This is a genomic window from Dyadobacter sp. HNCC25DJ184 (assembly GCF_056895215.1).
The window spans coordinates 305,320-320,149 of sequence record NZ_JBXHAQ010000001.1 but is presented as its reverse complement, the minus strand read 5'-3'; the positions used below and the strand labels follow the sequence as shown (position 1 = coordinate 320,149).

Genomic DNA, 14,830 nt, shown 5'->3' with positions numbered 1-14,830 from the left:
AGACAAATAATGAGATTTGTTACGCTAACTTCCGTTCAATCCAATGCAACGAATTATTTAAAATAGCTGCGCAGTTTCTGCAGCGTTTCTTCCACGTCAGGGGTTTCATTCATGAGCAAATTGATGCTCTGAATAGAGTGGATTACGGTAGTGTGGTCACGTCCTCCAAAATGATATCCAATGGATTTCAGAGGTAAATCAGTGTACTCCTTCGCCAGGAACATCGCCAATTGCCGTGGATATACATATTCCTTTTTACGGCTTTTGCTTTTCAGATCGGCGATTGATACCTGAAAATAATCTGCCACGATTTCCTGAATTGTATCGATATTAACTTCCTTATGCTCGTTCATGACAATATTCTTGAGCGTGTTTTTAGCAAGCTCAACATCAATTTCACGACGGGTAAGGGAGGCCTGAGCCATCAAAGATACAATAACTCCTTCCAGCTCACGAACGTTTGAATTCACACTATGAGCAATATACTCAATAACGTCATAATCGATAGCAATACCTTCGGCCTGAATTTTCCGCTGAATGATAGCGATACGAGTCTCAAAATCAGGAGTTTGCAAATCAGCAGTCAAACCCCATTTGAATCGTGACAAAAGACGATCCTGCAATCCTTGCAGTTCACGAGGCGGGCGGTCACTCGTCATAATGATTTGCTTGCCCAGCTGGTGCAGGTGGTTAAATATATGGAAGAAAGTATCCTGCGTCTTTTCCTTTCCTGAAAGAAATTGAACGTCGTCAATTGCGAGTACGTCCACTTTCATATAGAAATCAGTAAAATCCTGAATCGTATTGTTACGGATCGCGTTCAGAAACTGGTTGGTAAACTTTTCCGAAGAAACATACAAGACCATTTTGTTGTCAAAATGATTCATAATATAGTTTCCGATTGCCTGAACCAGGTGCGTCTTCCCTAGCCCTACCCCACCGTACATCATCAACGGGTTAAAGGAAGTAAGTCCGGGACGTTGCGCTACGGCAAAACCCGCCGAACGTGCCAAACGGTTACAGTCTCCCTCAATAAAATTATCAAATGAGTAATTCGGATTCAGATAGGTATCCAGCGTCATGGAGTCCTGATCTTTCTGCACACTTTTCGATCCATATCGTGGATCTGTTGCAAAATTATCAGAGCGGCCATAGTTGTTAGACTTCGGCGGAGATACGTTCATTGTCAATGGCTGGTGGCTGTCGTTCCCTTTATCAACAATGATAGAGTATTCCAGCAAGCCGTCGCGACCAATGGCATAGTCCAATGCTTTTCTAAGCAAATTAACATAATTCTCCTCCAGCCACTCGTAAAAAAACTGACTAGGAACCTGAATGGTTAACACCTTCCCCTGCAACTTTAACGGACGTATTGGCTCGAACCAAGTCCTGAAGCTATCCTCAGGAATATTCTGTTGGACAACCCGTAAACAGGCATCCCAAATCTGGTCCACTTCTCTATATGTAGCTACTCTTTCCAATGTTAATTTTCCGAAGTCAGGATGTCAAAACTCAAACGGACGGCAAAGATATAAAAATACCTCGTTGCGAAGGCGAAAAGACTTTCAATTTAGCATGAAGCCAAGGCTAAAACAAACCAAAAGATCAAAGTATGAGAAAAATACAAGCGAATGTTTTCTACCGTATAGAGATTAAAGCTAAGGTTGAGAAAATTAATTTTCATTACTTGTATTTTTACTATATTACATTCTTAAAATACAACTTACACCACGACAAAACAATGGCAACGCCACGCATTTCATTTGAGGAATTCGAACCTGGATCTATCGAAAAGTGGGCTGAATGCGCCAAAAAAGAGCTTTTTGCTCCGATGACTGCCCTTCCAGAATGGGAGTTGGGAGAAGGGGTGACTGTCCCTCCGTATCTCGCAAAAAATGAGCTTAATACGACAAAAACAGGATGGATTCAAGGGCGTCAGAAGCGATTGAACGGCTGGAAAAACCTTCCGATAATAAAAAGAAAAGATTTTGGATCAATTAAGAAATTGTTAACAAATATTCATGCCCGTGGGGCGCATGGCGCAATAGTCGATCTTTCCAAAATTGCACATTCCCAACATGAGCTAAATAATCTTTTAACGGAAATTCCGCCGCACGACTTCCTGATTTTTTTGGAACTTCCTGATTCTAAATACGATATACCTTTCGAGACTTTAGCCAGCTCAATCCAGGTGGGGCTTGTCTATGACCCGGTCGGTCGCTGGATGAAAACCGGTAAAATTGACTCGGAATATATTTCCAAAATCTCGGAATATTCCAAAACCAAAAATACTGCTCAGCAATTTTATCCATTGCAGGTTCAAAGCCACCTCTTTCATGAAGCCGGTGCGAACCCTGTGCAGGAATTAGCATTCACGATAGGCAAGCTGGTATATTATTTAGATTTGTTAACCGAAAATCAAGTATCACCGCAAGCAGCTCTTTCGTGCATATCGTTCTCGCTATCTATCGGCATAAACTACTTCTCAGAAATCGCTAAGACGCGTGCCTTTCGGGTACTGATCGACCAGGTGGCGGGAAATTATGGTATAAAAATGGATACCTATCAGCCGTTCATTAACTGTGTTACCTCCGATCTATATTTGGATTATCAGGATTCACATACCAATTTGGTCAGAAAAAGTATCTCTGCAATGAGCGCTATTGCTGGAGGATGTAATGCATTAACCGTTTCCCCAGATGATACTTTGGGAACAGATGAGATGGACATATTTGACAATTTGGGACAAACAATTCCACTTATTCTTTCCCTCGAAGGGAAACTCGACCATATCGGAGAGTCTGCGGCAGGATCATATCTTATTGAAACGATGACTGAAAAAATGGCGACCGCTGCCTGGGAGCTATTTCTTGAAGTCGAAGATCAGGGAGGAATTGGCAAATGTTTTGAAAGTGGTCGTATCCGGCAGGATGTAGATCGAAGTTATGCACGATTATTGAGTACCAGACTGCAAACAGGCCAGACTTCAAACACAACAGATACGTTTCAGAATCTTGAGTTTATTTCGAACTCAAATTCTAACTCGGTCAATTTACTGAAACGAAATCTGATCGAAGACTTACGAAAACTCGCTTCCCTAAATCCAGCAAAAGCATGAAGCCCACGTTTTCTAAACAGCTGAACAATTACAAAGTAAACTCTGAGAAATCGGACACAGATCTATCGGAGCCAGCCGGATCTCCTGGCGATAAAGGATATTACACAAATGACGATCTCATCGGGGCCGGACATCTTGAATTTGGTGCCGGTTCTGCACCGTTTCTCCGTGGGCCTTTTGCAAGCATGTATCTGAAACGCCCATGGACAATTCGACAATATGCCGGCTTTTCAACAGCCGAAGAGTCCAACCGTTTTTTCAGACAAAATCTGGCCGCCGGGCAAAACGGTCTTTCCGTCGCCTTTGATTTGGCTACACATCGCGGATATGATTCCGACCACCCAAGAGTAACTGGCGACGTTGGAAAAGCAGGCGTAGCTATTGATACTGTCGAGGATATGGCCATCCTTTTTGATCAGATTCCCCTGGACAGAATGTCTGTTTCAATGACCATGAATGGCGCTGTGATTCCAATAATGGCATTTTTTATCGTGGCTGCCGAAGAAAAAGGAATCAGTTCGGACAAGTTAACCGGCACCATCCAGAATGATATATTAAAGGAATTCCTGGTTCGGAACACCTACATATATCCTCCTGACGCATCAATGCGGATTGTTGGCGATATTTTCACTTATGCCACACGTTTCATGCCGAAATTCAATCCGATCAGCATCAGTGGGTATCATATGCATGAAGCGGGTGCGCCTGCCCATATTGAACTGGCATATACACTTGCCGACGCGTTGGAATATGTAAGAGTTGGGCTAAAAGCCGGAATGGATATCGATGAGTTTGCTCCAAGGCTTTCATTTTTTTGGGGAATCGGAATGGATCATTTTCGGGAAGTGGCGAAATTGAGGGCAGGGCGGGTTCTGTGGGCGAAACTGGTGAAGCATTTTAACCCAAAAAACGAACGCTCGATGATGTTGCGGACGCATTGTCAAACCAGCGGATATAGCCTTACGGCACAGGATCCTTTGAATAATATCGTTCGTACAACCGTGGAAGCTATGTCTGCCATCATTGGTCACACACAGTCCTTACATACCAATTCGTTTGATGAAGCCGTCGCCTTACCCACCGATTTTTCAGCTAAAATTGCCCGAAATACACAACTTGTTCTCCAAAACGAAACAGACTTGTGCCGTGCTGTTGATGCATATGGCGGTTCCTACTATGTCGAATATCTAACAAACGAGCTGATTCAGGAAGCATGGAGTTTGATTGATGAAATTGAAAAACTCGGCGGCATGACAAAAGCTTTGGAGTCTGGGTTGCCAAAATTGCGGATCGAAGAAGCGGCCGCTCGAAAGCAGGCTCATATTGATTCGGGAAGCGAGATTGTCGTTGGGGTTAATAAATATAAAACGGAAACATCCGACCATCTTGACATTCGGGAGGTGGACAGTGAAGCAACCAGGATATCTCAATTGATCCGACTAACCAACGTCAAGGCAAACCGAAACCAGGCAGATGTTGAAAAGGCTCTGGAGGCGGTGACCAATGCCTGTAAAGAAAACGGAGGCACTGATATGAACTCCAATCTGCTTTTCCTCGCTGTTGAAGCTGCCAGAAAAAGAGCTACTTTAGGTGAAATATCCGAGGCAATGGAAAAAGAATTCGGCAGACATAAATCGACGATCAGATCGGTTTCAGGTGTTTACGGGTCCGAAAGCGCAGATAATCATCAATTCCAGAAAGCGCGGGAGGTTTCCGATCAGTTCGCAAAATACGATGGGCGCAGACCTCGGATCCTTCTGGCAAAAATGGGTCAGGATGGCCATGACCGGGGTATCAAAGTTGTGGCGACGAGCTTTGCTGACCTGGGTTTTGATGTGGATATAAGTCCGTTGTTCCAAACTCCCGCGGAGGTGGCCCGTCAGGCAATCGATAACGACGTTCATATCATCGGCATTTCCAGCCTGGCCGGCGGTCACAAAACGCTAATTCCCGAATTAATCTCCCATTTGAAGGACGAAGGGCGGGAAGATATCTATATCGTCGCGGGGGGCGTCATTCCGGAACAGGATTTTGACTTTCTACATCAGGCTGGTGTAAAATCCATATTCGGGCCAGGCACCGTCATCGCTACCTCGGCCATAAAAATTCTTACCGATTTGATGCAGGAAAGCGCCTGATTTAAAATTGGATTAAAATACTGATATTAAATCAAGTCTACTTTAACAATGAAACCAAGACTGAAACCCCACTCGTCAGATCCTTAGCATCTTACATTATTCGTGGCAATCATCAAACCCTCTCTCGGACTGTGTGAAAAAATGGGTCATCCGGGCTTCACACTTCAGATTGAAACCAATCGGCAATAAAATTTAATTTCGCCTCAAAAAAGTCTCCTTCCGATACAAAAAATATCGCTTCAGACCTCTCCAACCAGTTCTGGAAGTATATCGTCATTATATCCCAAGCTTTCCACGCATTTTGCTCACCTGATAAGAAGCCTTACAACTCCGTTCTAGTACGATATTTGATTAGTTAAAACTACCTGACCTCCTGATTCATAGATCAATAAAAAATTCCGAAAATTTTTTTAACCCACTAAATCTACATACACATGCGACGGTCACACTTTTACTTATTCAGGAATTTACGAAGTGCTCTACTTTTTTCATTCGCACTATTATTTGCCGACCAATCTCTTGCTCAACCAGATATACAGCTTAAATCCGAAATAGGTACAAATTTGACCAGCCCCATGCACCTGGCCAATGCAGGCGATGGGTCGGGAAGGATTTTCGTGTCCGAACGAGGGGGCGTTGTCAAAGTTTTTAATAGCGGTTATGGGTATCTGGGGGAATATCTTAATATCACCAGCCTGGTGAATTCAGGTGGTGAGGGAGGACTATTAAGCATCGCCTTTCATCCTGATTTCGAAACAAATGGCTGCCTTTTTGTACACTATACTGACAAGTTTGGAAACGTTGCTATTGATCGTTACGATGGTTCAGATCCTGACGCCAACGTGATGGACGACACTACTCCAATATCAGTTCTCACGATCCCACATCCTCAAACCAATCATTACGGTGGTGAGATGCATTTCGGGCCGGATGGTTTTTTATATATATCCGTCGGCGACGGTGGCGGATCAAATGATATCAACAACAATGCACAGGATCCGACAATATTGCTGGGAAAAATTTTGAGAATTCAGCCAGCCACCTCTGGAGCGGATACATATACCAATCCGGCTGACAACCCTTTTCCCGAAAATCCATTGTTGCCGAGAAATGAGGTATACTGTATTGGGTTACGAAATCCCTTCCGATGGAGCTTCGACAGTGCTACCGGCGATATGTGGATAGGCGATGTGGGTCAGGGGGCGAGGGAAGAAATTGATCACTGCCCGGCGGCAATGATAAAAGGAGCAAATTTTGGATGGAGGTGCTACGAGGGTGATATCAGAACCCCCGCTTACATTTCGCCGACCTATCAGACGGAGTGTGCCGCATATGGAAATTTTGTTCCCAAATATACCTACGACCATTCCCTCGGACAGTCAGTGATCGGTGGGGTGGTTTATCACGGTTCGAAGTACCCGGCTATGAATGGATATTATATCGGAGCAGATTACTACTCAGGCATCTTTCATATTCTTGCTCCAGAATCGGAAGTTGGTCGAATGGGAGCGATTATGCTGGATAATATGGTCAATATTGCCGATTTCAGCGAGGGCGAAAATGGCGAAATATATGCTGTGTCTATGGCCGACAATAACATTTACCGTTTTGTGGATGCCAACGTCGACCCACTTCCGGTAAATCTGATCAGTTTTACCGCCAAAAGGAATATCGAAGGTGTTAAACTTTCATGGAAAACTTCAATGGAAGAGCATTTCCAGACATTCGATATTGAATACAGTTCGTCTGGCAAGGGTTTCACGAAAATCGGAACAATCGTCGGCACAAATAGTCAGGTTGGTGCCGAATACCATTTCACGCATTCCACTGCTCCCCCAAGTCTCGTATACTATCGTTTGAAAATGATAGATACCGACGGCACATATGATTATTCCGCTATTCTCCCGGTTGATACTGACAATCAAGCCAGAGATTTGGTATTACCGTCAATTATCACCTCAGGCACTCTGACGGTTAATATTCAAAAACCTTACGATTCCTTTGAGCTGATTGGTGTATCTGGTACAACTTTGCTAAAATCAAATATCTCCAACAAAACCGGAAAACTGGATATACCTGTCAACCTGATACCATCGGCACTATATATCGTCCGGTTAAGTGGAGGTGATCTTCCGGTTTATACACAGAAGGTGGTGATTGCGCCGTAGCGAGGAAGGGATGAAGGGATGAAGGGATGAAGGGATGAAGGGAGAGCGGTTTTTGAGGTTTGTAGTTCCATAAAACCAAAAAAATTCATTTTCCTGCATAATGCCTTTCGTCTCTTTTTTTAAAAACTTCACTTAACTTTGAAAAAATTGACCCTTTCGAATATTGATACCCCACACCTCCGTCTTTCCTACCATGAGATATTTCTTTACAATACTCTTTCATATATCATTTATCGCGCAAATTTTCGCGGCTTCGACCACGGAAGTCAGGTCACCGAATGGCGCTGTCAAACTCTCAATATCACTTGAAAAATCGTTGAGTTATCAAGTTGAATACAACGGACAAGCTATTACGTCAAATTCAACGATAGACTTGCAGCTACTGGATGGCAGAAAGCTAAGTTCTAATCTAGCGAAGCCAAAAATTAAAACCAGGTCAGTCCGGGAAACAATAACCTCTCCGGTTCCTGAAAAGAGAAAATATATTCCCGATCACTATAATGAAATCGATTACCGGTTCGCCAATGGTTTTGGTGTTACATTTCGGGTATATGACGATGGCGTGGCTTACCGGATATCGACTTTTTTTAAAGATTCGATTAAAGTGGAAACTGAACTTGCTGAATTCAACTTTCCGGCTAACCCAACCGCCTTCTACCCGCAGGTAGTGTTCCGAGGCAATCAGGACCGATATCATACGAGTTTTGAAGAACCTTACCAGATCAATACTATTGACAGTATTTCCCCGAAAAGTCTGATTTTCACACCAATATTGATCGCGCCAGGATCCGGGCCAAAGGTTATTGTTACAGAATCAGATATAGAAGAATATCCTGGAATGTTTCTGGTCAGCAGTGGAGGAGCGGGTTTCAAAGGCGAGTTCGCACCTTACCCGAAAAGTGAAAAAACTGCCGAAGGTCTTTATTCTCAGGTATATGTAGCTGAACGGGAAACCTATATTGCCAAAACTATTGGCACCCGACATTTTCCGTGGCGGGTGCTGATGATCGCACCGGAGGACAAAGACTTGCCCGCAAACGATCTGGTGTACAGACTTGCATCACCGTCGAGGGTTGCGGATGTATCGTGGATTTCTCCGCGGAAATCCACCGAGGAATGGATTATTTCTTCCAACCTCTTTCAGGTTCCGTTTAAAAGCGGAGTCAACACCGCCACCTATAAATACTATATCGATTTTGCAAAACAGTTCGGCTTTGAGCAGGTTTTGATGGATGCTGGATGGAGCGACAATAATGATCTTTTTAAAATCACTCCCGGGATTGACATGGACTCAATCACCACATATGCCAAAAGTAAAGGGATAAAAATCGGAATGTGGACTCTGGCTATGACTTTGGATCGGCAACTTGAGCATGCTTTGGATCAATTTAACAAATGGGGAGTCGACTTTATCATGACTGATTTCATGGATCGCGACGACCAGAAGATGGTCAGTTTTTACCATAAAATTGCCCAGGCTTGTGCCCGTCATCAAATCATGCTCATGTTTCACGGAGCGTTTAAGCCGGCAGGTTTTAACCGAACCTATCCGCATGCATTGACTAGAGAAGCGGTATTGGGATCGGAATATAATATGTGGAGCGCCAAAACGACTCCCGATCACAATTTGCTTTTACCATTCATTCGGATGACGTCCGGGCCGTTGGATTATGAACCCGGACTACTTAGCAATGGCACCAAGGAAGGATTCAGGGCCAATCCCGAAAATGTAATGTCGATGGGAACGCGGACACAGCAATTGGCCATGTTTCTGGTATATGACAGTCCTGCTCAATTCTTTTCCGGGAATCCCTCACAAGGTAAGTTGGAGCCTGATTTCATGCACTTAATGGGCAGTTTACCAACAACCTGGGACACGACAATTGTCCTTGATGCCAAAATAGGAGACTACATAGTAACTGCACGAAAAAAAGGAAAAGACTGGTATATAGGTGGAATGAACGACCTGACAGCCAGACACCTGACGTTTCCTTTGACTTTCCTCGACACAAAAAATTACGTTGCTACCATATGCGAAGATGGTGTCAATGCCGAACGCAATGCCATGGATTATCACCTGTATTCCACAACACTTTCTAATAAGAATGTAATATCTGTGAAAATGGCTCCCGGCGGTGGCTATGTGATTCGGCTGGTCGCGGAAAACTGAAAACATTTCAAAAAGGCTAATGGCTTTGATTGCAATCTCCATAGCTGGCCATTATATGAAAAAACCCGGGAGAAGCGATGCGCTTATATTTTTGAATGAGGTTTTTTAAACTCTCCCAATCACTAACGAACTACAATTTCCTCCAAACCCGAAGGAGTTGGAAAGCACGTAATCAACTATTACACCGTACTGTAGCGATTGGACCGGTTTAAAATCAAAACCTTGAATCGGAGTTTCTATATTCAGGCTGGGGTATATCTCCGAATTTTGAATACTCAAAATACTATAAACAGCCTCTACTGCGCCGGATGCGCCAAGTGTGTGGCCTGTATAGGATTTGGTTGAGCTATATGGCGGAACATTTTCAAATACCTGGCTCATGCCAAATGACTCGACCTGATCGTTGTTTGGCGTTCCCGTCCCATGCGCGTTTACATAGCTGATTTGAGCTGGAGTAATACCCGCCATCCCGATTGCTTCTTGCATAGACAAGATCGCTCCGGTTGCTTCATCTGACATCGCTGACGAGTGGTATGCGTCGTTTGCATTCCCGTATCCGCATATTTCGCCGTATACCTTTTTGTGCTGAATACTCTCCTCTCCTTCCAGTACCAGATATGCCGCTGCTTCACCGAGATTCAACCCGTCGCGGTTCTCGTCAAAAGGTTTGGAAGGGTTGGAAGAAAGGATCTTCAATGCATTGAAGCCATTGACAGTATATTTTGCCAGACTATCTACTCCCCCAACAATCACACATCTGGCTCTTCCTGACCGTATTAACCTTGCACCGAAGGCGATTGCGTTTGCAGACGAAGAACAGGCTGTGTTTATCGTGTCTGTAAAACCTCTTATACCGTATTTTCTGATGATTGAAAGAGTGTGCGCAGAACATCCGTAAGAATTCAAATATTCCGAGCCACCAGATTTCAAATTTGCATCATCATATAGCTGATCCGTGATGCACATACCGCCAACGGTGCTGGCGGAGATAAAAGCCGTGTCAAAAGAGGTTAGAGTTTGGGAAGATAAAGAGGCATCCGAAATGGCTTCATCAAATGCCTTTCTTGCTAATAGACAGGTTCTTGTCAACCCTTTTTCATCTTTAGCGCCAACGGCAGTCTTTAACGCTTCGTTGGAAAGGGCTACTTCTCCAAAGGGTAATTGAGAAGCATATGCCGATTCAAAAAAAAACGCTTTGGAAACTCCAGAAATTTCTCTGGTAAGCCCTTCGTGATTTTCCCGAAGATTATTTCCGATGGATGTAATGATCCCCAGCCCAGTCACTAGCACACGCCTCATTCGTTATGCCTCTTTTGTATTGGCCAGAATATATTCTGCCATATGATTTACGTCGACCAATATCTTTCTACCCTCTGCAGGGTTGGTTATTTTGATACCATATTCACGTTCGAGCAACACAACCAGTTCCAGAGAATCAATGGAATCCAGTCCCAGATCGCCTCCAAAAAGTGGTTCATCATCCTTTATATCCTCGGGATTAATCTCCAAAAGGTTGAGATACTGCACAATTTGTGTTTTTAATACTGTCTTCAGAGAGCTGATATTCATAATTTAATTTTGTGTTATTTTAACAGTCAGGCAAGATGAGAAGCGTTTAAAAATACTATCCCACGTCCCCTAAACAATTTTACCCTTATCCTTTCCCTATCACCATTAACCCCGTAATGTCAAATGATTTTTTCCAATCTTAATTTCAAGTAAGTAAAAAGTTGGCAAAACAAAACAAACACACCTAAAAATAGAAGTACCTGTTTAAGCTCCGACCAGCTTCCTCCTTTTAAAAATAGTATATAAAACCCTTCCAGGCACCAGTGTAACGGCGACAATTTACCAATGCCCTGCATAAAAGAAGGCATTACAAACGATGGCACCAATATCCCGCCAATGGCACCGAAAATAACAATAGATACCGCCCCAAACCCGTTAGCCTGCTCCTGTGTGCGTGCATATGCCCCTATCATTAACGCATAACTCACAGCTGCGAGACTACTCGCTAGCACCACACCAGCAAAGGCCGGGATATTGCTCGGAAACGTGAGGTCAGGCAAACCAATCAGAGGCAGTATGAGCATCCCGATTGAAAACGTAACCAAGACCTGTAATATGGCAACGATAACGTAAACAAACATTTTGCTAAACATCACCAGTTGAAAGGATGTCGGCATTGTTTTTAGTCTGAGAAAACTGCCGCTTACACGTTCCTTGACGATATTACTTCCAAGTGACACCACCATAAAAAACATCGCGAATATCGTCCAAGCCGGGACATTATGCTGGGTCGAATTGGGGACAGCCATGCTGTTATTATTGCTAGCAACGACCTGATCAATTCTCACGCGATTGTCAACCATTTTCTTTTCCAGCTTTGCCTCTTTCCCTGCTAGGTCCATGCTGGCGTACATCTTTTCTATCATCACCGACTTCTCAATCAGGCTCATATAGGATTGGATCACACCCTGAACCGAGTAAGTATAATTTTGCTGGAGTACTGGATCATGGTAAAATGTCAGATGTGGGATTTTCGTCAAGGCGTTGTTGGAACTATCCCCTTCTAAACCAAGATCTTCCATCAGGATATTGCTCACTTCTCCCGCGTTCGTTTCCAAACCAAAAGAAAAATCAGCAGGTATATACAGCGCGAGCATCTTCCCGCGCGCCAGAAGTTCAGATTTTAAGGCATTTTGAAGAAGTTTATCCTGCCTGTCTATTTCAAAAAGTCCGGATTCTGTTAGTGTGTTTAATAACTTCTCTCCAATCTTTCCCTTGTCGTGGTTCACCACTATCATCGGAATTTTATTCTCATTCACGACTTTATATGCTCCATCCTGAATAATCGTGATGATAAAAACGAGCAAAACAGGCATTGCAAACATCAATATCAGCCCGACCTTGTCGTTCAGCAAAAGTAAAAACTCCTTACGTATGGATGCAAAAATTTTGAACATATCAGTCGCGATAAGCCTCGCCGGTTAGTTTAATAAACAGCGAATGCAAATCTTTGGCGGCATATTGTGCCAAAAGAGCGGCCAAATCCCCTTCTGCAATAATGGCTCCATTATCCATCAGCGCGATCCGGTTGCATAATTCTTCTGCTTCCGACAAATGATGTGAGGTATAGATAATCGTCGTTCCGGAACCGTTCAGTTCCTGTAAATACTTGATAATGGCATTTTTACTTTGCACATCTACCCCCACGGTCGGTTCATCCAGAAACAAAAATTCCGGCTCATGAATTATCCCTATCGCAAGGTTCAAACGGCGTTTCATCCCTCCGGAAAATGTCTCTACCTTGTTGTCTGCCACCTTTTCTAAGCCTAAAACCTTTAACAAATATTCCCGCCGACTTCTCAGAGAATCAGCATTCATGTCATACATTGCGCCGAAATAGTCGAGATTTTGTCTGGGAGTCAGTTCTGCATAAAATGCGAAATCCTGGGGAACAAATCCAATAGCCCTTTTACGATCTAAGACTGAAAGTTCAATATTATTTTTAAGGTAAGAAACCTGCCCTTCCGTAGCGTTGAATATATGGCAGAGAATCGAAATCAGCGAAGTCTTTCCCGCTCCATTCGGTCCAAGCAGACCAAAAATATCGGATCGGTTTATCTGCAAAGAAACATCTCGAAGTGAATACTCCCCGGCTGTCTTGTATTTGTGAGATACGCGGCTGACTTCAATTACACAGGAATTATCAATCATTATAGGTATTTATCGCTTGCCCAGGTTCAATCTCGATAGCTTTTCAAAAGCCTCTTTCTCAACGGACCGAATATCCACGAGCATATCCGCAATCTCTTCAAAATCCTTTTGCTCGGTCAGACGGCCTTTGTAAACACCGGCCATCTTTATCGCGCTGGCTCTCCACATATCTCCTGACTTTGTGAAATCTTCGGCAATATTCGCCACGCGATCGTCTTGTAAATATGCCGCGCCCTGTTCCAAAAAAGCTCCATATAGAAAGCGGAAACCGCCGCCACCCGTACCAATTTCTTCCTGCATTCTAACGATCTGTCCGAGATAAAGACCTGCCTTTTTCACACCCAATTTGTCACGCCATTTCCGGATATGCTTCGAAGTATGCCTGATACCATCCACTCCGGCAAAACTTCCGGGGATACGGAGCATATCTCTGATATTTCTTTTAATACCACTCACAATACCTTTTCTGATGAGGTCCTCTGTCACAACTCCCACTCTTTCAGGGTAATAAATATGCCCTTTCGGCGCGAATGTTCCTTTTGCAAAACGTACGCGTGTCAAATCCTCTTCGTTCAGGGAAGTAGTCGTTTCCATCACCGGATCACTGATCAAAAACTGATCGTCTTCTTTGCCGAAAACAATAAGGTTGTGTGCGTTGAAATGGAATCGATATTCTTTTGGGAAATACGACAGATGAAAAACGCCGACCTGGCAGCCTACGGGAATTCCCGCGTCTACTTTCTTTTGTAAAAACTGTTGCGCGCTACTTTCACTGCCAAATTTTTTGTGCGTTACGTCAATATTCAGCGCGCTACAAGTCCTCTTGAATATGGCACCCGGCATGGTACGAAACGATATAGCAGGGCCATTGTTTACAGTCAAAAACGGAATCTGAATATAGAAAAGCCCTGATCCCATACCAAAAGCAAGCGGCTCGGTCATGAATGACAGACCATGATGTCGTAAAAGGGCTGTTGTCACGCCATTTTCACAATGGGCTGCCTGAACATGCTGAAAAACAGCTGGTTGCGTAACTATATCCACTTAATTTTACCCTTTAAAGTTTTTTAATTCGTCGACACTGATATCAAATGCCTTCGCATATTTTTCGAGTTTTCGTTGGCTTAATCCTGCAAAAACAGAGGGCTTCATATGACGTTTAATAAAAAACGGAAAGAAACCTGTGTAGCCGGCAAGCACTGTCATATCCATAAGCCTGAGCTCCATATAGTAGTAAACCGGACTTTTTTCGCCATCTGCCACTGCTTTACGGGCTTCCTCAATGCGCTCATTTACTTCCACCCACGCACTGTCTAGTGCATCCTTCTTCACATTCCAGCCGCGACTCAACGCCGTCTCGTATTTCCCATCCTCATTTTTCACGTAAACTACTTCACGCGTAAATTTGTCCAACGCTCCAGGATCTTGTGGTAAATCTTCCTTTTTCATTCCAATTCGGAGTTTTACAAAGATGATTTTAATTCTTAACCTTCAGAAATTAAGGGCCATCAAGACC

At 43.7% G+C, this 14,830-nt stretch carries 11 protein-coding genes; 4 read left to right on the top strand and 7 right to left on the bottom strand.

The features are described 5' to 3' along the window. Nucleotides 1-53 precede the first annotated feature (53 nt). On the bottom strand, nucleotides 54-1,454 hold the full coding sequence (gene dnaA / locus AC1XUD_RS01250; RefSeq protein WP_483359468.1) for a chromosomal replication initiator protein DnaA: 1,401 nt from the start codon (nucleotides 1,452-1,454) through the stop codon (nucleotides 54-56). 158 nt (nucleotides 1,455-1,612) lie between these two features. On the opposite strand from dnaA, the gene AC1XUD_RS01245 reads away from it, so the two are divergent. The 4 genes from AC1XUD_RS01245 (at nucleotide 1,613) to AC1XUD_RS01230 (ending at nucleotide 9,594) form a co-directional block, all read left to right on the top strand. Continuing rightward, complete coding sequence (locus AC1XUD_RS01245) at nucleotides 1,613-3,118, top strand: methylmalonyl-CoA mutase family protein (protein WP_483359118.1); 1,506 nt, start codon at nucleotides 1,613-1,615, stop codon at nucleotides 3,116-3,118. Then, the gene (gene scpA, locus AC1XUD_RS01240) at nucleotides 3,115-5,256 is read left to right on the top strand and encodes a methylmalonyl-CoA mutase (RefSeq protein ID WP_483359117.1); all 2,142 of its coding nucleotides are present in this window, start codon (nucleotides 3,115-3,117) and stop codon (nucleotides 5,254-5,256) included. Before AC1XUD_RS01245 ends, scpA begins: the two co-directional genes overlap by 4 nt. A 434-nt stretch (nucleotides 5,257-5,690) precedes the next feature. Continuing rightward, the gene (locus AC1XUD_RS01235) at nucleotides 5,691-7,424 is read left to right on the top strand and encodes a PQQ-dependent sugar dehydrogenase (protein ID WP_483359116.1); all 1,734 of its coding nucleotides are present in this window, start codon (nucleotides 5,691-5,693) and stop codon (nucleotides 7,422-7,424) included. 193 nt (nucleotides 7,425-7,617) lie between these two features. Then, the gene (locus AC1XUD_RS01230; protein ID WP_483359115.1) at nucleotides 7,618-9,594 is read left to right on the top strand and encodes a glycoside hydrolase family 97 protein; all 1,977 of its coding nucleotides are present in this window, start codon (nucleotides 7,618-7,620) and stop codon (nucleotides 9,592-9,594) included. Between the two features lie 105 nt (nucleotides 9,595-9,699). Here the strand turns inward: AC1XUD_RS01230 and AC1XUD_RS01225 are convergent, their stop codons facing one another. From AC1XUD_RS01225 to DarG, 6 genes are all read right to left on the bottom strand, one after another. Beyond that, nucleotides 9,700-10,893: a beta-ketoacyl-[acyl-carrier-protein] synthase family protein gene (locus tag AC1XUD_RS01225; RefSeq protein WP_483359114.1), complete on the bottom strand. Its 1,194-nt coding sequence runs from the start codon at nucleotides 10,891-10,893 to the stop codon at nucleotides 9,700-9,702. Between the two features lie 3 nt (nucleotides 10,894-10,896). Then, nucleotides 10,897-11,163, bottom strand: coding sequence for a phosphopantetheine-binding protein (locus tag AC1XUD_RS01220; RefSeq protein ID WP_483359113.1), 267 nt, complete (start codon nucleotides 11,161-11,163; stop codon nucleotides 10,897-10,899). Nucleotides 11,164-11,282: 119 nt separating this feature from the next. Then, the gene (locus AC1XUD_RS01215) at nucleotides 11,283-12,560 is read right to left on the bottom strand and encodes an ABC transporter permease (protein WP_483359112.1); all 1,278 of its coding nucleotides are present in this window, start codon (nucleotides 12,558-12,560) and stop codon (nucleotides 11,283-11,285) included. A 1-nt stretch (nucleotide 12,561) separates the two neighbouring features. Then, nucleotides 12,562-13,314, bottom strand: a complete 753-nt coding sequence (locus AC1XUD_RS01210; protein WP_483359111.1) for an ABC transporter ATP-binding protein — start codon at nucleotides 13,312-13,314, stop codon at nucleotides 12,562-12,564. A 9-nt stretch (nucleotides 13,315-13,323) separates the two neighbouring features. Beyond that, entirely contained in the window at nucleotides 13,324-14,358 is a 1,035-nt protein-coding gene (gene darH / locus AC1XUD_RS01205) for a BtrH-related acyltransferase DarH (RefSeq protein ID WP_483359110.1), read from the bottom strand. Between the two features lie 6 nt (nucleotides 14,359-14,364). Further along, nucleotides 14,365-14,763 carry a flexirubin biosynthesis protein DarG gene (gene DarG / locus AC1XUD_RS01200; RefSeq protein ID WP_483359109.1) on the bottom strand — a complete coding sequence of 133 codons (399 nt, stop codon included), beginning with the start codon at nucleotides 14,761-14,763 and terminating at the stop codon, nucleotides 14,365-14,367. Between the last annotated feature and the right edge of the window lie 67 nt (nucleotides 14,764-14,830).

Coding starts and splice junctions, on each gene's coding strand:
- AC1XUD_RS01230 (WP_483359115.1), top strand. CDS start 7,618: ATGAGATATTTCTTTACAATACTCTTTCATATATCATTTATCGCGCAA.
- AC1XUD_RS01245 (WP_483359118.1), top strand. CDS start 1,613: ATGAGAAAAATACAAGCGAATGTTTTCTACCGTATAGAGATTAAAGCT.
- scpA (WP_483359117.1), top strand. CDS start 3,115: ATGAAGCCCACGTTTTCTAAACAGCTGAACAATTACAAAGTAAACTCT.
- AC1XUD_RS01215 (WP_483359112.1), bottom strand. CDS start 12,560: ATGTTCAAAATTTTTGCATCCATACGTAAGGAGTTTTTACTTTTGCTG.
- DarG (WP_483359109.1), bottom strand. CDS start 14,763: ATGAAAAAGGAAGATTTACCACAAGATCCTGGAGCGTTGGACAAATTT.
- AC1XUD_RS01210 (WP_483359111.1), bottom strand. CDS start 13,314: ATGATTGATAATTCCTGTGTAATTGAAGTCAGCCGCGTATCTCACAAA.
- AC1XUD_RS01220 (WP_483359113.1), bottom strand. CDS start 11,163: ATGAATATCAGCTCTCTGAAGACAGTATTAAAAACACAAATTGTGCAG.
- AC1XUD_RS01225 (WP_483359114.1), bottom strand. CDS start 10,893: ATGAGGCGTGTGCTAGTGACTGGGCTGGGGATCATTACATCCATCGGA.
- AC1XUD_RS01235 (WP_483359116.1), top strand. CDS start 5,691: ATGCGACGGTCACACTTTTACTTATTCAGGAATTTACGAAGTGCTCTA.